At 36.6% G+C, this 20,027-nt stretch carries 19 protein-coding genes; 13 read left to right on the top strand and 6 right to left on the bottom strand.

Annotated features, from left to right (window positions below):
- Positions 1 to 11: 11 nt before the first annotated feature.
- The 12 genes from iscX (at position 12) to AADH04_RS01205 (ending at position 10,726) form a co-directional block, all read left to right on the top strand.
- The gene (gene iscX / locus AADH04_RS01260) at positions 12 to 206 is read left to right on the top strand and encodes a Fe-S cluster assembly protein IscX (RefSeq protein WP_434778446.1); all 195 of its coding nucleotides are present in this window, start codon (positions 12 to 14) and stop codon (positions 204 to 206) included.
- A 105-nt stretch (positions 207 to 311) separates the two neighbouring features.
- Entirely contained in the window at positions 312 to 1,364 is a 1,053-nt protein-coding gene (locus tag AADH04_RS01255; protein ID WP_434778445.1) for a serine endopeptidase, read from the top strand.
- A gap of 269 nt (positions 1,365 to 1,633) precedes the next feature.
- On the top strand, positions 1,634 to 3,013 hold the full coding sequence (locus AADH04_RS01250; protein ID WP_434778444.1) for a DegQ family serine endoprotease: 1,380 nt from the start codon (positions 1,634 to 1,636) through the stop codon (positions 3,011 to 3,013).
- Positions 3,010 to 3,249, top strand: coding sequence for a glutaredoxin family protein (locus AADH04_RS01245; protein WP_434778443.1), 240 nt, complete (start codon positions 3,010 to 3,012; stop codon positions 3,247 to 3,249). The genes AADH04_RS01250 and AADH04_RS01245 overlap by 4 nt, the downstream gene beginning before the upstream one ends.
- A gap of 69 nt (positions 3,250 to 3,318) precedes the next feature.
- Positions 3,319 to 5,112, top strand: a complete 1,794-nt coding sequence (lepA, locus tag AADH04_RS01240) for a translation elongation factor 4 (protein ID WP_434778442.1) — start codon at positions 3,319 to 3,321, stop codon at positions 5,110 to 5,112.
- Between the two features lie 20 nt (positions 5,113 to 5,132).
- Entirely contained in the window at positions 5,133 to 6,119 is a 987-nt protein-coding gene (gene lepB, locus AADH04_RS01235) for a signal peptidase I (RefSeq protein WP_434779770.1), read from the top strand.
- A gap of 82 nt (positions 6,120 to 6,201) precedes the next feature.
- The gene (locus AADH04_RS01230; RefSeq protein WP_434778441.1) at positions 6,202 to 6,564 is read left to right on the top strand and encodes a DUF4845 domain-containing protein; all 363 of its coding nucleotides are present in this window, start codon (positions 6,202 to 6,204) and stop codon (positions 6,562 to 6,564) included.
- A gap of 15 nt (positions 6,565 to 6,579) precedes the next feature.
- Positions 6,580 to 7,299, top strand: coding sequence for a ribonuclease III (rnc, locus tag AADH04_RS01225; protein WP_434778440.1), 720 nt, complete (start codon positions 6,580 to 6,582; stop codon positions 7,297 to 7,299).
- Complete coding sequence (era, locus tag AADH04_RS01220) at positions 7,292 to 8,185, top strand: GTPase Era (protein WP_434778439.1); 894 nt, start codon at positions 7,292 to 7,294, stop codon at positions 8,183 to 8,185. Before rnc ends, era begins: the two co-directional genes overlap by 8 nt.
- 25 nt (positions 8,186 to 8,210) lie before the next feature.
- A complete protein-coding gene (locus AADH04_RS01215) occupies positions 8,211 to 9,152 on the top strand; it encodes a S49 family peptidase (protein WP_434778438.1) in 942 nt (313 codons plus the stop codon).
- 59 nt (positions 9,153 to 9,211) lie between these two features.
- Positions 9,212 to 10,237, top strand: a complete 1,026-nt coding sequence (locus AADH04_RS01210; RefSeq protein ID WP_434778437.1) for a quinone-dependent dihydroorotate dehydrogenase — start codon at positions 9,212 to 9,214, stop codon at positions 10,235 to 10,237.
- A gap of 24 nt (positions 10,238 to 10,261) precedes the next feature.
- Entirely contained in the window at positions 10,262 to 10,726 is a 465-nt protein-coding gene (locus AADH04_RS01205; protein WP_434778436.1) for a glycine zipper 2TM domain-containing protein, read from the top strand.
- Between the two features lie 68 nt (positions 10,727 to 10,794).
- Here AADH04_RS01205 and AADH04_RS01200 read toward each other — a convergent pair whose 3' ends face one another.
- Positions 10,795 to 12,021, bottom strand: a complete 1,227-nt coding sequence (locus tag AADH04_RS01200) for an aspartate kinase (RefSeq protein ID WP_434778435.1) — start codon at positions 12,019 to 12,021, stop codon at positions 10,795 to 10,797.
- 312 nt (positions 12,022 to 12,333) lie between these two features.
- Between AADH04_RS01200 and putA the strand changes: the two genes are divergently transcribed.
- On the top strand, positions 12,334 to 15,951 hold the full coding sequence (putA, locus tag AADH04_RS01195; protein ID WP_434778434.1) for a bifunctional proline dehydrogenase/L-glutamate gamma-semialdehyde dehydrogenase PutA: 3,618 nt from the start codon (positions 12,334 to 12,336) through the stop codon (positions 15,949 to 15,951).
- A gap of 63 nt (positions 15,952 to 16,014) precedes the next feature.
- On the opposite strand, the gene AADH04_RS01190 is transcribed toward putA, so the two are convergent.
- The 5 genes from AADH04_RS01190 to AADH04_RS01170 form a co-directional block, all read right to left on the bottom strand.
- The gene (locus tag AADH04_RS01190) at positions 16,015 to 16,935 is read right to left on the bottom strand and encodes a hydrogen peroxide-inducible genes activator (protein ID WP_434778433.1); all 921 of its coding nucleotides are present in this window, start codon (positions 16,933 to 16,935) and stop codon (positions 16,015 to 16,017) included.
- Positions 16,936 to 16,938: 3 nt separating this feature from the next.
- Positions 16,939 to 17,199, bottom strand: coding sequence for a cell division topological specificity factor MinE (minE, locus tag AADH04_RS01185; RefSeq protein ID WP_434778432.1), 261 nt, complete (start codon positions 17,197 to 17,199; stop codon positions 16,939 to 16,941).
- Between the two features lie 3 nt (positions 17,200 to 17,202).
- Complete coding sequence (minD, locus tag AADH04_RS01180; protein ID WP_434778431.1) at positions 17,203 to 18,015, bottom strand: septum site-determining protein MinD; 813 nt, start codon at positions 18,013 to 18,015, stop codon at positions 17,203 to 17,205.
- A 15-nt stretch (positions 18,016 to 18,030) separates the two neighbouring features.
- Positions 18,031 to 18,888: a septum site-determining protein MinC gene (minC, locus tag AADH04_RS01175; protein WP_434778430.1), complete on the bottom strand. Its 858-nt coding sequence runs from the start codon at positions 18,886 to 18,888 to the stop codon at positions 18,031 to 18,033.
- A 526-nt stretch (positions 18,889 to 19,414) separates the two neighbouring features.
- Positions 19,415 to 19,894: a CinA family protein gene (locus tag AADH04_RS01170; protein WP_434778429.1), complete on the bottom strand. Its 480-nt coding sequence runs from the start codon at positions 19,892 to 19,894 to the stop codon at positions 19,415 to 19,417.
- Positions 19,895 to 20,027: the final 133 nt, after the last annotated feature.

Genomic DNA, 20,027 nt, shown 5'->3' with positions numbered 1-20,027 from the left:
GGTGGTATTATATGAAGTGGACAGATGTACAAGAAATCGCAATAGAACTTGCTGAAACCTACCCAAATGTGGATCCTGTGACGATTCGCTTTGTTGATTTACGCACAAAGGTGATGGCTTTATCAGAATTTGATGATGATCCAGATCGTTGTGGGGAGAGAGTGTTGGAGGCAATACAACAAGCATGGATAGATGAAATGGATTAATTATTCATTTACACTAAATATAGTATGATCATTTAAACTATCTGAGTTTTTGAAAATAATTCAGGTAGTTTATTTATTTTTGGTTGAATAATTGAAGGAGCATTTGTGAGTAAATCATTACGTTTATCTGAAAAGTGGTTTCGTTGGGGATTATGGTTAATTGCATTTATATTTGCCAGTTTCCTCATTGGTCTAGGGGGAACCATTGTGGGTGATTTACCTCAGGTTGCTCAACACAAAACATTGGATGATTTTCTGGATACAAAAAAAACGCAACCAATTAAGCAATCTATCGAGCAACTTGAAGAAAAACAAAAAACGGCACAACGTGCGCTTGAGCAAGTGGAAATTCAATTAAATGCTGCGAAACAATCAAATGATAATGCTCGAGAAGCTTTTTCTAATTGGTTGGCGACTCGTCAAGTCACACAATTGGTTGAACAAGATCAAGAGTTGATTAAAAGAACAAAAGAGTTAGATGGTTTCAGCTCGCAACTGGATAAAATTCAAAAACAGTTTCAGCTTCATCAAAAAGAGGTGCTTGATGCACAACAAGAGCAAGAAGTGTTGACAACACAATTAAGTCAATTGGAGCAAGAAGCGTTAATCCTTTTAAACGCTGAGGAAAGGAAAATACAACTACAAGTATTTATTTATCGGTTGCTGCTCACACTGCCTTTATTATTGTTTGCAGGTTGGTTGTTTATTAAAAAACGTAAAGGAACATATTGGCCTTTCGTTTGGGGATTTACCTTTTTTGCCTTATTTACCTTTTTTGTGGAGTTAGTGCCTTATTTACCAAGCTATGGTGGATATGTACGTTATATTGTCGGTATTTTACTGACGGTTGTTGTGGGGCGTTATGCCATAAGAGCTTTGAATCATTATTTGATCAAGCAGCAAGCCATAGAAAAATTGTCCGATCAAGATAAAAGGCAAGAGTTAAGTTATGATTTGGCACTTACAAGGTTTGCTAAAGGAGTTTGCCCTAGTTGTGAGAGGGGTGTTGATGTAAAAAATACGGCTGTGGATTTTTGCCCTCATTGTGGGATCAGCTTATTTGACCATTGTATTCAATGTGGCTCTCGTAAAAATACATTTAGTAAGTTTTGTTATAGTTGTGGCACGAGTTCACGAACTTTAAAAGAGCACACGTAATCTTTTAAATAAAAAAACTTATATTTTGAGTATTTTGATTTTATCTAAGATGGTAGATCAAAAATGACATAACTGATTATTATATAAAATTATTTAATATAATTTGTTTTTTTTTGAGAAGTAAAATTGTGTAAAAGGATCATGATTATCTTTTAATTTTAATCATGATCCTTTATTTTAATCTTTTTGCTTTATACATATCAATGAATAAAGTAATGGTATTTATTTTATTAAACATATTCATTATATTGTTGTAGAAGAGAACGATTATGAAAAAAATATTAAGTACACTCTTTTTTGTTTTTTGTTTGTCTTGTTCTGTTTTGGTTAAAGCTGATACGCCAGACTTTACCAGTCTCGTTGAAACGCAAGGTAAGGCAGTGGTTAATATCAATACAACTCAAACAGTTAAACAAAGGCAAATAGATCCATTTTTTGAGTTTTTTGGACAATTTGCTCCGCCTCAAGTACGAGAATATCAAGCTCGCTCTTTAGGATCAGGATTTATTATTTCCGCTGATGGTTTTGTGATGACCAATGCACATGTTGTGGCAAAAGCAGATGAGATTACTGTGACCTTAACAGATAAACGAGAATACCAAGCCAAATTAATTGGTGCTGATGCCAGAACAGATGTGGCGTTGTTAAAAATAGATGCTAAAGGGTTGCCAACAGTAAAAATTGGCGACCCTGACAATTTAAGAGTAGGTGAATGGGTGATTGCAATTGGTTCACCTTTTGGGTTTGAAAATTCTGTCAGTGCAGGTATTGTTTCGGCCAAGGGGCGGCAATTACCCAGAGAAGATTTTGTGCCATTTATTCAAACTGATGTGGCCGTTAACCCTGGCAACTCAGGGGGGCCTTTATTTAATTTAAAAGGCGAAGTGGTTGGCATGAACTCTCAGATTTATAGCCAATCAGGTGGTTTTATGGGGATTTCTTTTGCCATACCTATTGATGTAGCAACACGTATTTCTGAAGAGTTAAAAACGCAGGGGCATGTTCGCCGTGGTCGTTTAGGTGTGTATATTCAAGAAATGACTAAAGAGTTGGCAGAATCTTTTGGTTTAAGTGGTACCGAAGGTGCTTTGATTTCTCAGGTGGAAAAGGGCGCAGCGGCAGATAAAGCGGGTTTAAAATCTGGTGACATTGTTTTGAAGGTAGGTGAACAAACGATTAAAAGTTCATCAGATTTACCTCGTATTATTGGCAATACTCGCCCAGATACTCAAGTTATATTGCAGGTGTTAAGAGCAGGTAAAACAATTTCAGTGCCTGTTAAAGTTGAAGAAAATAAAGATACTGCAGGTATCTTTGCCAATAGAGCGCCACAGGAAAAACCAGAAACAAAAGAAGCACAATCAAATAAAGTCGGTATGGTATTTCAAAATCTCAATGTCCGTGAGATGAAACAATTAAATGATATGGGTTTCTCATTTGGAGTTTTTGTTGTTAATCCAGGTTCTGCAGGGAAAAATGGGCAAATTAGACGAGGTGATGTAGTGGTTGGTGTGGCAGGTCAACCATTAAAAAATGGTCAACAATTGCTTGATGCCATTAATCGCGCACCCAAAAACAGTAAATTGGCCCTGCAAGTTTTACGGCAAGGCAGTATCCAATTTGTTGTGATACAGGTAGAAGGCCAATGATTTTAACCTTAATGTTTCGTGAGTATTGTCATTTATGCCATCAAATGCGCGCTCAATTACAAGCTTTGCAGCCAGAGCTTAAGTTTGAATTGAATGTGGTTGATGTAGATGCTAACCCAGCATTAGAAGCTTTATACAATGAGTTGGTGCCTGTTTTAATGCATGAACACAACCAGATTTGTCATTGGCATTTAGATGAGTCAGCTTTACGTGCATATTTGGCAAAGTTAGGTTAGAATACGAAACCTTCTTAAACACAAGGGCAGGAAAAGAACCTGCCCTTGTTATTGTTACTTAAAGAGTTTATGAAACATATTCGAAATTTTTCTATTATTGCCCATATTGATCATGGAAAATCCACATTGGCAGACCGTTTTATCCAATTTTGTGGTGGCTTAGATATGCGTGAAATGAGTGCGCAAGTACTTGATTCAATGGATATTGAAAAAGAACGTGGCATTACTATTAAAGCCCAGACAGCTGCATTACAATATAAGGCAAAGGATGGGCAGGTGTATCATTTAAATTTAATTGATACTCCAGGTCACGTGGACTTCTCTTATGAAGTGTCTCGTTCATTGTCAGCTTGTGAAGGTGCTTTATTGGTAGTGGATGCTTCTCAAGGAGTAGAAGCACAAACCGTTGCCAATTGTTATACCGCAATAGACTTGGGTGTTGAAGTGGTGCCTGTTTTAAATAAGATTGATTTACCTGCAGCAGAACCTGAGCGAGTCAGTCAGGAAATAGAAGATATTATTGGTATTGAAGCGATTGATGCGGTACGGGCATCAGCAAAAAGTGGTATTGGTATAGAGGATATCCTAGAGGCTGTTATTGCCAAAATACCCCCGCCAAAAGGTGATGCTCAGGCACCTTTAAAAGCGCTGATTATCGATTCATGGTTTGATAATTATGTCGGTGTGGTGATGTTGATTCGTGTGGTTGATGGCAGTATTTCTTTAAAAGAAAAAATCAAATTTATGGCCACCAACACTGAACATTTGGTTGAGCAAATTGGTATCTTTACACCTAAATCTGTGGCAAAGGAATCATTGCAAGCTGGTGAAGTAGGCTTTTTGATCACAGGATTAAAAGAGCTTGGAGCAGCTAAAGTAGGGGACACCATTACTTCAGTTAAAACGCCTGCTCAAGAAGCGTTACCAGGTTTTAAAGAAGTACAATCACAAGTCTTTGCAGGGCTTTATCCTGTAGAGAGTCATGATTATGATAATTTACGAGATGCTTTAGAAAAGTTACAATTAAATGATGCCTCTTTGAAGTTTGAACCTGAGGTCTCTCAAGCTTTAGGTTTTGGTTTTAGATGCGGCTTTTTAGGGCTTTTGCATTTAGAAATCATACAAGAGCGCTTAGAGCGAGAGTTCGATATGGATTTGATTACAACTGCGCCAACAGTTGTATATCAGGTAGAGTTAAAAGACGGCACAATACAAGAGGTAGAGAATCCTTCTAAGCTCCCAGATTTAGCCAAAGTGAATGTCATTTATGAGCCTATTATTACGGCTACTATTTTGGTGCCACAGGATTATGTTGGAGCAGTAATGACTTTATGCAATCAAAAGCGGGGCATCCAAGTCAATATGCAGTATATGGGGCGGCAAGTTATGCTAACTTATGATCTACCCATGAATGAAGTTGTTATGGACTTTTTTGATAAACTCAAATCAACAAGTCGTGGTTATGCATCTTTAGATTATGATTTTAAAGAGTTTCAAGCTGCGGATTTAGTAAAGTTAGATATTTTGGTTAATAGCGAAAAAGTAGATGCTTTAAGCTTAATTGTGCATAAGCAAAATTCTGTTTATCGTGGTAGAGAACTTGCGGCAAAAATGCGAGAGTTGATTCCTAGACAAATGTTTGATATTGCTATTCAAGCGGCTATAGGTAATCAGATTATTGCTAGAGAAACAGTTAAAGCTTTACGTAAAAATGTGTTGGCAAAATGTTATGGTGGCGATATTACTCGTAAGAAAAAATTATTGGAAAAGCAAAAAGCAGGAAAAAAACGAATGAAACAAGTAGGGAATGTTGAAATTCCACAAAGTGCATTCTTGGCAATTCTACAAGTCGGAGACAAATAAAAGTGAGTCAAACATTATTTATGGCAGCTATAGGTGCTTTAATTGTGGGAGCCATATTATTTTTTATCAGTGATAAATCCAGAAAAGAGGGACAAGAATGGTCAAGCAATCTGCAATGGGGTTATTTGCTGATGATGGTAGGTGTATTTGGTGTTTTATCCAAATTTTTTAGTTTTACTGCGGTTTTATTGATTTTTGTTGTTTTTACAGGTGCGACTTGGGTTTACGATAAAGTGTTGTTCCGCGCCTATAAAAAACAACAGCAGACAGCAGAGCAAACAGCATCTTATTCGGCAGGCCATTTTGTTGATTATATGAGAGGTTTCTTTTCCATCATTTTAATCGTTTTTGTCTTACGTAGTTTCGTTGTAGAGCCATTTCAAATTCCTTCTAGTTCAATGAGGCCGGGACTAATTGTTGGTGATTTTATTTTAGTGAATAAATTTTCATATGGTATTCGAGTGCCTATTTTAAATAAGGTGATGATTCCTACAGGTTCTATTCAACGTGGTGACGTCGTGGTTTTTAATTATCCAGAGCAGCCAAGTTTAAATTATATTAAACGGATAGTGGCATTGCCTGGAGACATTATAGAATATAGAGATAAAGTATTAAAAATAAATGGGCAAACAGTCGTGGATCAACCAATTGGTCAAGCCAGCTATACAGAACAGACACTTAATGGTACGGTTTCTATTGAAAATAAGGTATTTAAAGAAAATTTGGACAAAAAAGAATACGATATTTTTCAGATTCAAGATGCACCTACTTTAAGTTTGGGGCAAGTACGATCAAATTTTCCCTTTAGGGACAATTGTCAGTATGCTTTATCAGGATTTATTTGTAAGGTTCCTGAAGGCAATTATTTTGCGATGGGGGACAATCGTGATAATAGTTTAGACAGTCGCTATTGGGGATTTGTGGATGATCAATTAATTGTGGGAAAAGCATTTTTAGTTTGGATGAATTTTTCAGATTTTGCTAGAATAGGTACAACCATAAAATAATATTGTTGTCTTGAGGAATATGTGCTAATTTTGACAAAACTTAGTTTGATAGATTTTTTAATAATACTATTGTGGATTTTTTATGAATAATCGTAATACTCAAAAAGGCATAACTGCTATTGGCATGGTGTTTGCTTGTTTTATTGGTTTGGTCATTATTGTCTTGGCTGTGAAAATTATCCCAGTTTATTCTTATGCTGGAAATGTTAAACGGGCAATGGTTAAAGCTGCAGATGATAACTATCAAAGTGCTGCTGCGGCAAAAGCTGGTTTGAAAAAAACATTGAAGCTTAGTTCTGTTGATGATTTGCGTGATGAGGATATCAGGGAACTTAAAGTAATTAATGTAAGTGGTAAATATGAATATAGTATGAATTGGTCTCGTAAAGTTCCTTTGGTTTGGAATATCAGCCTTTACTTTGATTTTGAAACAAAGTCTAATTAAAAGGATATAGATGTTTTGAGTATTAAATTACCCAATCATTTGTTGACCCAACTGCAAAAACAGTTGGGTTATCGTTTTGTTCAACCAACTATTTTGATTCAGGCATTAACTCATCGAAGTTATTCCGCTCAAAATAATGAACGTCTAGAGTTTATTGGGGACTCTATTTTAAATTACAGCGTTGCCAAAATGTTATTTGATGCTTTCCCTTCATTAAGTGAAGGGGAGTTGTCTCGGCTTAGGTCTAGCCTGGTTAATCAAGATACCTTAGCGCAAATAGCCATGGGTTTGAAATTGGGTGATGTGTTGCTTTTGGGTGAGGGTGAACTCAAAAGTGGGGGCTTTCGACGCCCTTCTATTTTAGCTGATGCGGTTGAGGCTATTTTTGCTGCGGTTAGTTTTGATAGCGACTTTTTAAAAGCAGAACAAGTCGTTCGGCATCTGTTTTGTGAGCGAATCAAAAATATAGATATTCGTCATCAAGGTAAAGATGACAAAACCTCTTTACAAGAAGCATTACAAGCTAGAAAATTGGCCTTACCAAAGTACCGTATTTTGGCACAAAAAGGTGAAGCACATGAGCAAATTTTTGTTGTTGAGTGTGATTTAGGTGAGCTGGCTTTTATTTCTAAGGGTGAGGGTAGTAGTAGAAGGCAAGCTGAGCAGTTAGCTGCAAAAGATGCGTTAATATACATTGAGCAAAATTTTCCATTAGGTAAAAAAAAGAATGAATGATTCATTAGGATTTCGTTGTGGTTTTGTGGCAATTGTGGGGCGCCCAAATGTAGGAAAGTCTACATTAATGAATCATTTAATTGGTCAAAAAATCAGTATTACTTCTAAAAAAGCACAAACAACACGCCATAAAATTACAGGCATCTATACAGATCATGAGACACAATTCATTTTTGTAGATACGCCTGGTTTTCAAACAAAACATCGTAATGCTTTAAATGACCGTTTGAATCAAAATGTAACGGAAACATTAGCTGGAGTCGATGTTATTTTTTGGGTTGTCGAAGCTTTAAATGTTGGGCATGAAGATGAGCAATTGCTTAAATTTTTTCCGAAACATGTTCCTGTTATTTTGGTTGTCAACAAGCAAGATAAAGTAAAAGATAAATTACATTTACACAATTTTGTGAATGATTTGATGCAACGTCATCATTTTGCTCAAATGGAAGTGGTTAGCGCAAAACATGGACAAAGATTAGGTGAATTATTACAAAAAGCACGCTTATTCTTGCCAGAGGGTATTCCCCTTTATCCAGAAGAAATGATTACAGATAAAAGTGAACGTTTTTTAGCCACAGAAATTGTGAGGGAAAAACTATTTCGTTATATGGGCGAAGAGTTGCCTTATGCCATGAATGTTGAAGTTGAATCATTCACTGTAGAAGAAAGTGGGTTAAAAAGAATTCATATTGCCGTATTGGTTGATAAAGATAGTCAAAAAGGAATGCTGATTGGCAAAAGTGGTGAGAAACTGAAGAAAATATCAACTGAAGCACGTATTGATATGGAAAAGCTATTTGATGCAAAAGTGTTTTTAAAGGTTTGGGTGAAAGTAAAATCTGGTTGGGCTGATGATGTCAGGTTTTTAAAAGAACTAGGGTTATAACTTTAAAGAGAATAAAGGAAAATACATGAGTGAGTTAGATAATCAGTGGGAAAAAGAAGTCATTATTAAATTATTGACTGACTCACAAAAAGAACAACGCACTGCTAGACGTTGGAAAATTGCGTTTAGATTTATTTATATTGGTTTGCTTCTTCTGTTTTTGATTGTATTACCTATTGTGATGAGTATAGGTAAAATTTCTGAAATGACCAGTGATCATGTGGCTGTGGTTAATTTATCAGGTACGATTGATAGTGAGAATGATAATGCCAGTTTTTTACTTGCTGGAATGGAAAATGCCTATAAAAACCCTAGTGTTAAAGCCATTATTTTGAGAGCCAATAGCCCTGGTGGTTCACCTGTGATTTCAGGTATTGCATATGATGAAATTATTGCTTTGAAAAAGAAAAATAGTTCTATTCCTGTTTATGTGGTGGTAGAAGATGTGTGTGCTTCTGGTTGTTATTATATCGCCAGTGCGGCAGATAAAATTTATGCAAATCAAGCAAGTTTAGTTGGCAGTATTGGTGTCATTTCTGGGGGCTTTGGTTTTGATAAAGCAATTGAAAAATTGGGTATTGAAAGACGTTTGAAAACTGCTGGTGCGAATAAAGGTATGGGCGATCCATTCAGTCCAGAAAATCCAGCTCAAGCTGAGATATGGCAGGAATTGTTAAATGAAATTCACCAACAGTTTATTGCTGCTGTCAAAAATGGCAGAGGTGCTGCCTTAAAAGACAAAAACGATCCAGATATTTTTAGTGGGCGAGTCTATACAGGTTCTCAAGGTGTGAAAAATGGCTTGGTGGATGGTTTAGGGAGTGTCAGAAGTGTTGCCAGAGATACTGTGAAGCTGCCAACTGTAAACTACACTCTTGAACCTAAAGGTTTGGCAAAATATTTGGGTAAAGGCATACGTGGAGAGATTAAACAAAGTTTTGATAGTTTAACTCAAGTAGGATGGTGATTTTTTTATAAACTGGTGATCGCATTTTTAATTGATATCTTAAATGAGTAAAGAAAATTATGTATAAGCTAATTCAGCCTTTGTTATTTCGTTTAGATGCAGAAAAAGCCCATACTCGAGGGTTGGCTTTATTTAAAAAGGTTCACCAGTTAGGATTGGCTTCCCTTATTCCCCATGCAATATCTTCATGCCCACTGAAGCTGATGGGATTAGATTTACCTAATCCGATAGGAACTGCAGCAGGGTTAGACAAAAATGGTGCATATATTGATGCATTGGCAAGTTTAGGTTTTGGTTTTCTTGAAGTAGGAACAGTGACACCAAAACCGCAGTCAGGTAATGATAAGCCTAGGTTATTTCGATTGATACGAGAACAAGCCATTATTAATCGTATGGGGTTTAATAATGATGGTATTGATGTTTTAATTGAAAATATTAAAAAAAGCCAATACAAAGGGGTGTTGGGTATTAACATTGGTAAAAATGCAACCACACCAATAGAAAAAGCACTAGATGATTATTTGATTTGTTTGGAAAAGGCATATCCTTTTGCCAGTTATATTGCCATTAATATTTCATCACCTAATACACAGAATTTACGAAGCCTACAAAGTGAGCATCAATTAGAAGCTTTACTGTCTGGCTTAAAAGCAAAACAATTACAGTTAGCTGATCAGTATAATCGTTATGTGCCATTGGTGGTAAAAATTGCGCCTGATATGGACGAAATCCAGATTGCTCAGTTGGCTAATGTGCTCATTCATAATGAAATAGATGGTGTGATTGCAACCAATACAACAATAGATAAAAGCATGATTAGTGCCCAATATGCTCAAGAACAAGGAGGGCTCTCTGGGTATCCTTTAAAAGAAAAAAGTAATCAGGTATTGCAGTTGTTAAGTAAACATTTGCAAAATAAGGTCGCAATAATTGGCGTTGGTGGTATTATGACAGGAAATGATGCAGTAAAAAAACTTGAATTAGGTGCACAAGCTGTGCAACTTTATAGCGGTTTAGTGTTCCAAGGTACAGGATTAGTTGAAAATTGCATTCAAGCAATTTTAAAACAGCAAAACAAAATTTAAGTTTTATTTCTAGGAGAGAATAATATGTTTAAAACATCATTAAAATATCTTTTTGTTGCTTGTTTCTCGGCATCTTTAGTTGCATGCGGTACCAGTTCTGCTGGTTATTACAATACAACAGAAGCACGTACAGCACAAACTGTTCGTTTAGGAACCGTTGTATCTGTTAATGAAATTGCTATTCATAATGATTCTAGTGATTTATTAACCGTCGCTGGTGCGGCTATAGGTGGTGTTGCCGGTAATTCTGTTGGTAAAGGTAATGGACGTATTTTAGGAACTATTGTGGGGGCTGTTATTGGTGGTTATGGCGCACAAAAAGGGCAAGAAGCGATAAATCGTAAGGGTTATGAAATTACAGTGAGATTGGACGACAGTAATCAGTTGATTTCTGTGGTGCAAGCTGCGGATATTAATATCAGTACTGGGCAAAGGGTAAAAATTGTTTCAGGTGGTAAAACAGACCGTGTATTGCCTATTAATAATTAAATAGCCAGTCATATATTCAATAAAAAAGCCACTTTTAAGTGGCTTTTTTATTGTGGTTATCAATATCTTTATACTTTTTCTAGTTCGAATGCTTTGTGTAACACACGAGTGGCCAGTTCAAGATATTTTTCTTCAATAAGTACTGAAATTTTGATTTCAGAAGTACTGATTAAAGAAATATTAATCCCTTCTTCTGCTAAAGCACGGAACATAGTTGATGCGACACCACTGTGTGAGCGCATACCGACTCCAACAATAGATACTTTCGCTACAGCATTGTCTCCATCGATTTGGGTTGCTCCAAGAACAGGTTGTAGTTCTGTCAGAATTTTCATGGCTCTATGATATTCATCTTTAGGTACAGTAAAGGAAAAATCGGTTGTACCATTTTCACCTGCATTTTGGATGATCATATCAATTTCAACATTAGATTCAGCAATAGGACCTAAAATTTGATAGGCAACACCAGGTTTGTCTGGGATACCTTTTACATTAATACGAGCCTGATTTTTGTCAAAGGCTATACCAGAAACTAATGCTTTTTCCATATTACTGTCTTCCTCATAAGTAATTAACGTTCCTTCACCGGTTTCTTCGGTTAGGCTACTGAGTACTCTTAAGCGTACATTATATTTTCCAGCAAATTCAACTGAACGTATTTGTAGTACCTTCGAACCTAAACTGGCTAACTCCAGCATTTCTTCAAATGTAATGGTTTTTAACCGTTTGGCTTCTGGTACAACTCGTGGGTCAGTAGTATACACACCGTCTACATCAGTATAAATCTGACATTCATCCGCTTTTAACGCGGCAGCCAAAGCAACTGCTGAAGTGTCAGAGCCACCACGACCTAAAGTGCTGACATTGCCTTCTTCACTAATGCCTTGAAAACCAGCAACAACAACAACTCTGCCGGCTTTTAAATCAGCACGCATTTTGTTTTCATCAATTGTTTGAATACGGGCTTTTGTATGAGCCGTATCCGTCACAATAGGAATTTGCCAGCCACAGTAGCTTATAGCGTCCAACCCCATGGTTTTTAAGGTCATAGCTAATAAACCAATCGTTACTTGTTCACCTGTAGACACAATCATATCCAGCTCTCTTGGGTCTGGATGTTCCTGTATTTCTTTTGCCAAGGCAATCAAGCGGTTTGTCTCACCGCTCATTGCTGACAATACCACAACAATATCGTGCCCCTGAGCTTTAAATTTAGCGACACGTTTGGCAACATTTTTGATACGTTCTATGCTACCAACAGAGGTACCCCCATATTTTTGTACAATTAGAGCCATTTTGATCTTCTTTTTTAAGTGGATTGAAAATAAAACGATTTAATTATGGACGTATTTGTTTATGAAAAGCAAGTTCCAAACCTTATATTGAGGAGAAAATATGGGAAGAGGTTTGGTAAATCTAACACTATAGAATTTTATGGATAATGTGCATAATTTTTTTCTTTAATCATTATTATCCCTATATTTTATGTATTCTGTATTTTTAATGATATTTGGAAAATATATTGTAGACTGTCCTACAATAATATGATTAAATACTAGTAATAACGGTTTTTTGTTCGCAGTATTTTCCAGAATAAGGACAATGAGATGTTCCACTTTGCTCACACTCAAACCCCATTGCGTCAGCTAATCACTCAAGCCTATCGTCAAGATGAATCTCTTGCCGTACAAGACATACTCTCTCAGGCTAAACTTAATGTTGATTTAGAAAAACAGATACAATCGTTGGCGCGAAAATTAGTGGTTCAAGTGCGTCAAGATAGATCAAAGGCAAGTGGTGTAGATGCTTTGATGCATGAGTTTACCTTGTCCAGCGAAGAAGGGATTGCTTTAATGTGTTTGGCAGAGGCATTGCTGCGTATTCCTGATAAAACCACGCAAGATCAGTTGATTCGCGATAAATTGGCAACAGGTAATTGGAAAAGTCATTTAAATCATAGCCCTTCTTTATTTGTTAATGCTGCTTCTTGGGGATTGTTAATTACAGGTAAACTTACTGCTTCTTATCAGGAAGAGGGCTTGGCTGCAAGTTTAACCCGTATTTTGGCAAAAGGTGGGGAGCCTTTAATTCGTCGTGGCGTTGATTATGCGATGAGGATTCTTGGTAAACAGTTTGTCACTGGGCAAACTATTCAAGAGGCTTTGGCCAATGGCAAAGAGCGTGAAAAGCGCGGTTATCGTTTTTCATTTGATATGCTTGGTGAAGCTGCAATGACCCACGAAGATGCGCTCAGGTATTTTAATGATTATCTTCAGGCTATTCATGCTATTGGACAAGATGCTAAGCAAGCTGGTGTGTATGAAGGTAATGGTATATCGGTAAAACTATCTGCCATTCACCCAAGATATTCTCGCGCACAACACACGAGGGTTATGGATGAGTTATATCCACGTTTAAAAGAGTTATTCGTTTTAGCCAAACAATACGATATTGGATTAAATATTGATGCAGAAGAGGCTGATCGATTAGAGCTGTCTTTAGATTTAATTGAAAAGTTAGCACAAGATAAAGATTTAGCAGGGTTCAATGGTATTGGTATTGTTGTTCAGGCTTATCAAAAGCGTTGTCCTTTTGTGATCGATTACCTTATTGATTTAGCCAAACGTACACATCATCGTTTTATGGTTCGTTTGGTAAAGGGTGCCTATTGGGATGCTGAAATTAAAAGAGCACAAGTAGATGGTTTAGAAGGCTATCCAGTGTATACCCGCAAAGTATATACAGATGTTTCTTATATAGCTTGTGCCAAAAAATTATTGTTTGCCCAAGCAGAAATTTTTCCTCAGTTTGCAACACATAATGCTTATACCTTAGCTGCTGTATATCATTTGGCTCAGGGAAAAGATTTTGAATTCCAATGTTTACATGGAATGGGGGAAACACTTTATGATCAAGTGGTTGGTTCAGAAAATCTAGATAAACGTTGTCGAATTTATGCACCAGTTGGTACACATGAAACTCTGTTGGCATATCTTGTTCGGCGTTTATTAGAAAATGGAGCCAATAGTTCTTTTGTCAACCGTATTGTTGATGAGCAAGTAAGTATTGATGAATTAATTGAAAGCCCTATTGAAGAAGCCAGTAAGTATGGTGGTCAGAGTCATAGTAAATTACCTTTGCCCAGAAATTTATATGGCTCAAAAAGAGCCAATTCTCGAGGTATGGACTTAAGTAATGAAATTCAATTAGCGCTTTTACAAACACAGTTAAATGAAGCAATAGAACAAAAATATCAGGCAAGCTCTTTAATTGCAGATGTAGAGGAAGATATTCAACAATGGCAGAATGTTCATAATCCAGCTAATCATGAAGATATTGTGGGGCAGGTCGCATTTTTAATGGATCATCAACTAGTCATTCAGGCTGTGGAAAAGGCCAAACAATTTCAGTCAGAATGGGCAGATACTGTACCTGAACATAGAGCTAAAGTGATTAGACAATTTGCGGATTTATTGGAAAATAATATGGCCGTCATCATGATGTTGGCTGTCCGAGAAGCAGGTAAAACCTTCAGTAATGCTGTTGCAGAAGTAAGAGAGGCGGTTGACTTTTGCCGTTACTATGCAAATCAAGTGGAGGAGTCTTTCAATAATGACACGCATCAACCTTTAGGTGTGGTGGTGGCAATTAGTCCTTGGAATTTTCCATTGGCTATTTTTGTCGGAGAAGTAGTATCCAGTTTAGCTGCTGGCAATGCTGTATTGGCCAAACCAGCAGAGCAAACCAGTTTAATTGCACATTTTGCCATCAATTTATTGCATCAAGCAGGGGTACCCAAAGCAGCAGTACAGTTATTATTAGGTACAGGAGAAATTGTTGGTGAAGCGTTAACATCTTGTCCTTTAGTAGATGGTGTGATTTTTACTGGGTCAACTTCGGTTGCTAAGAGTATTAACCATAATTTAGCCAAACGATCAGAGCAACCAGTATTAATTGCTGAGACAGGTGGTCAAAATGCCATGATTGTAGACAGCTCTGCCTTACCAGAACAGGTCGTGATTGATGTGTTGCAGTCCGCTTTTGATTCTGCTGGACAACGTTGCTCTGCTTTACGTGTATTGTTTATTCAAGAGGATATTGCCGATAAGCTTTTACATATGATTAAAGGCGCAATGAATGAGTTGGTTGTTGGCAATCCTTCTTTATTCAACACAGATGTTGGCCCTGTTATTGATCAAGAAGCACAAGAAAACCTATTAAATCATATTAAGCAGATGAAATTATATGCAAAGGCATATCATCAGATAGAGTTGCCTCAATATGCTCATCAGGGTACTTATATTGCTCCCATTTTGTTTGAATTATCAGATTTGTCAGAATTAACAAAAGAAGTTTTTGGCCCAGTTTTACATGTGGTGCGTTATCAAGCATCGAATCTAGACAATGTGCTTGAACAGATTAATCAAACAGGTTTTGCTTTGACGCATGGGGTTCATAGTCGAATCAATCAGACTATTGACACAATCTGCCGTAAAGTTGAAGCAGGTAATATTTATATTAATCGTAATATTGTAGGTGCTGTTGTAGGTGTTCAACCTTTTGGTGGGCATGGTTTATCTGGAACAGGCCCAAAAGCAGGTGGAGTTTTTTATTTACAAAGATTAACCAAATTAAAACAATGGGCTTTGTCTAATCAATTTAGTGACGTCTCCACCTTAAATGAAATCCCACAGTTAACGCAATTATTGGCTCATTGTGATGATTATTCATTTCTAAGTATGGAGTCTAAAGAGATATTGAAACAGGAAGTTCATTGTTTTAATCAAAATTTATTACTGACAACATTAAAGTTGGTTGGGCCAACAGGCGAGGATAATTTATTAAAATTACGTAGTCGAAATAATATCTTAATTTATGGACAAGCAGATATAGCAACTTCACTAAAAGTTTTTATTGCTGTATTAGCGGCAGGAAGTTGTGTGTGGGTCGACTCCCAATCCGAACTAGCATCTTTTGCTCATTATTTCCCTAATTGGGTTAAGATATTTCATGACCCTTTAGATAATCCAGCTTATTTTTGGCTAACTGTTAAAGATGTTCCTGTTGAAGTAAAACTTGCTGTGGCAAAAAGGAAAGGGCCGATTACACTTATTGTTGATGCAACAGAAGAAGTCAATTTTTTACAATTATTTGACGAGACCAGTATCAGTATTAATACTACTGCGGCTGGAGGAAATGCCAGCTTGATGGCAATGGCAGAGTAGTGTGTCATTAAAATAAAAAGCAGATGATTAAATCATCTGCTTTTTAATGTCATAAGAACAATTTTATTCTCTGATAAAAGTCACGCCAGTTAAGTGAGAATCTAAAATGGCTTCTTTAACAACCTCTAATGCTTTAGGATGTACAAAGTGTCTTCGTGCTGCTAGCACAACTCGGCGTATTGGCGCTGGGCTCTTAAATGGGATAATAGAGAAAAATAAATGATCATTATCGGTTAGAGAGGTTGCTGGTAAAATACTGATTGCTAAACCACTGGCAACCATGTGACGAATGGTGTTAATCGAGCTGCCTTGTAATGTGCTGCTTAAGCCCATAATACTTTGTCTACTGGCTAATTCTTGGCAGCTTTCCAGCACTTGATCCCGCATACAATTGCCTTCAGTCAATAACAAGACTTTTTCTTTTGAAATTTCTTTTGTGGTCACATAATCGCGATCTTCAAAATGATGGCCTTTGGGGACAATGACAAAAAAAGGTTCATCATAAAGCGGATGGGTCACAATACCTGCTTCATGAAACGGTTCTGCCACAACAATTGCATCCAAATCACCATTTTTTAGGTTTTCAGTTAAGTTTTGTGTATAGCTTTCTTCTAAAGATAAACGCATTTCAGGTGCTTTTTCTTTTAAAGATAAGATCAGTTTAGGTAATAAATAAGGTGCAACAGTAAAAATAAGTCCTAATTTTAATGTGCCGTCTAATTCATCTTGCTCTTCACTAGCCAGTTGTTTGACTAGATCTGCTTCATCTAAAACACGTTGTGCTTGAGCAATAATTCGCTCACCGACACTGGTGGTAATAATTTCAGAGCTGCTTCGGTCAAACAGAGAAACATTGAGCTCCTCTTCTAGTTTTTTTATGGCAATGGATAAGGTTGGCTGGCTAACAAAACAACGTTGTGCCGCTCGTCCAAAGTGTTTTTCCTGCGCTACAGCAATGATATATCTCAGTTCAGTGAGAGTCATGTATTACTCCTTATTTTCGGGTAGAACAATATTCACTTCAAGTACGTCAACACCATCTTGTTTCTCATGAGTCACACGAATGTCTTCTGGAGAAACTTGAACGTATTTAGACAATACTTCCATTAGTTCACGTTGCAAAGTAGGTAAATAGTCTGGTGTGCTTTGAGATTGATTACGTTCTTGTGCAATAATAATTTGCAAACGTTCTCTAGCCAAAGAAGCAGACTTTTGTCTTTTACCAAAAAGTTTTTCAATAATTGACATCAGTTATCCTCCAAATAGGCGTTTTAGAAATCCTTTTTTATCGGCTTCTAAAAAGCGCATAGGACGGTTCTCTCCAAGTAATCGTGCAACCACATCTTGATAAGCCAGTGCCACATCAGACTCTGTCATATGGATAGCAGGAGAGCCCGCATTAGAGGCTTGTAAAACCGTTTGAGATTCGGGAATAACACCAATTAAAGGAATACGTAAAATATCGCAAATATCTTCCACAGAGAGCATTTCTCCTTTATCAACCCTTTCTGGAGAATAGCGGGTAATCAATAAATGCTCTTTTATTTCTTCGCCTTTTTCTGCTTTTTTGCTTTTGCTGGCAAGAATACCTAGAATACGGTCAGAATCACGTACGCTAGAAACTTCAGGGTTAGTTGTAATAATGGCTTCATCCGCAAAATAAAGCGCCATTAGGGCACCTTTTTCGATACCTGCAGGAGAGTCACAAATAACAAATTCAAATCCTAACTCATTCACTAATTCATTTAATACTTTTTCAACGCCTTCTTGACTGAGCGCATCTTTATCACGTGTTTGTGATGCAGGAAGAATATATAAATTATCGCAGTGTTTGTCTTTAATCAGGGCTTGATTCAGTGTTGCTTCACCATTGGCAACATTAATAAGATCATAAACAACTCTTCGTTCACAGCCCATAATTAAGTCAAGGTTTCGTAAACCTACATCAAAATCAATAACGGCAGTTTTATGTCCTTTTAATGCCAAGCCTGAAGCAACGCTGGCACTGCTTGTGGTTTTGCCCACACCACCTTTTCCTGAAGTCACAACGATAATTTTTGCCACAATCTATTCCTTTATTTATTTTACGTTTAACGCTTTAATGACAAGTTTGTCTTGTTCTACAAAAATCTGAGCTGCTTTATTGGCAATATCTTGAGGAAGATTTTGCTCAATTGTTCGATATACACCTGCTACAGAAACCAACTCTGCTTGCATACATTGCACAAAAATGCGTGCTTTTTTATCACCTTTTACACCTGCCAATGCACGGCCACGCAAGGGCGCATAGACATGGATATTGCCATCTGCCAGAATTTCTGCTCCAGCACTGACCATTTCTAAAACAATTAAATCTGCATTTTTTGCATATATTTGTTGCCCAGTCCTTACAGGTTTATCGACAACCATTGTCGTTCTGATTTCAGGCTGTGCACGTTTTTTTTCTGATGGTGTTATTTTATTTTTTTGAATAGAAACCTCTGGAGGCTCCTTGTTTGAAAGCTCTTTAGCAGGGATATTTTCCATTACCGTTTTTTCTGGCTCTATTTTTTGTGCTTCTATTTTCTCGTGTGGTTTAATTTCATCCTTTTTTTGTTCAGCATGTTGTGGTTGCTGCTCTTTCGTGTTGGATGATAAATAGAAAGCCAAACCATATTTTGTTGCTAATGTTTGAAACTGCTGATCAATATGCCGAATACCAATGATATTCAAGTTATATTGTTTGAATATGGGTAGAACATGTTCAAGAGAAATATCTTCTGGTTTTTTAAATCGGGTGAGCTCTAACAATAATGGTACGCTTGATGCGTCTTGCATTTTTCCAAAGCGCTTATACAAAGCAGCATTTAGCAACTCTGTGTTTGCGTCTTTTAGAACCACAACCAATACATCTAATCGGGTTGACTTGATATCAAAAATAGCAGCAGTTTCTCTCATAGTCGGATATTATCACTTTTAACAGTACAGTTTAACGTTTTGAGGGCTGCTAATCAACTATTTCAAGAGAAAAAATTATATTTATTTAGATAAAAGATTTTCATGCTAATTATATATAATAATTTGAAATTTATGAAAAAAAATTTTCATAGTCCTGGTTTTTTTAAAACTAATTGTTTTATCTGTATTTTTTTTCACTTTAAAATGAAAGTTATATGTTTAGCTTTTTTTGTGATTAGGAAGCAAAATATTGTAAAGTTATTTTTGTAAAAATGATTGTTTTTTTTAAAGAAAAAATATGATCTTTTGTTTTTGTTTAGGTAAGATGTAGGAAAGCTTTGTCATTTAAAGTAAGTAATTATTATGTTTTATGTCAGAATTGTTTACAAAAATAAAAGTGAATCATTTGAGTTGGTGAAATGGAATAAATCTTGTGCACTATTTAAGTCAGTATTCTGTGAATGAACCTTCTACTCTAAGAGGATAGCGGGTGGTGGCAATTTGACTAGAAAAATAAAATAATTTTTTAGTGTAATGTTTTCAATGTTTCCAGTAATAAGTTAAGAGCGAACGCTACTGCTTGTTCTCTAACCATGTTTCTATTTCCATTAAAATGACAGGTGTACGTTTGAGTGAATGTGGCGCAGCTTATTCCAAAACAAACAGTGCCAACTGGTTTGGTTTTTGTGGCTCCTGTTGGCCCCGCAATACCTGTTATTGAAAGGGCAATATCTGCAGACGCTTTTTGTTTAGCCCCAAGCGCCATTTCTTTAGCGGTTTCTTCGCTGACGGCTCCATATTGTAATAGTGTATTTTCTTGTACGGATAATAGTAGGTGTTTTGCTTGATTGCTGTATGTGACAAAGCCCATTTCAAACCATTGAGAGCTTCCAGAAACTTCGGTTAATTTTCCTGCCAGTAAGCCACCTGTACATGATTCAGCGCAAGTTATTTTTAGAGAACTTGTTCTAAGCAATTGGAACAAAGAGGGCAGGGAGAGGTTCATGGGTAGGCTTCCTTGAAAAGAGGTTGACTTTAATCAATGCAGTATCAATATCACATGTTATCATTATATACATTGTAAATAATATCTATTAAGTTTTATTTTTTTGTTTAAAATTTTCTAATGTTTGATCTTG

Origin of the sequence: Neisseria sp. Ec49-e6-T10 (assembly GCF_051132615.1) — a bacterium.
In the GTDB taxonomy this organism is placed as follows: domain Bacteria; phylum Pseudomonadota; class Gammaproteobacteria; order Burkholderiales; family Neisseriaceae.
The sequence above is the reverse complement of the archived record's forward strand: the minus strand, read 5'-3'. Positions and strand labels throughout refer to the sequence as shown.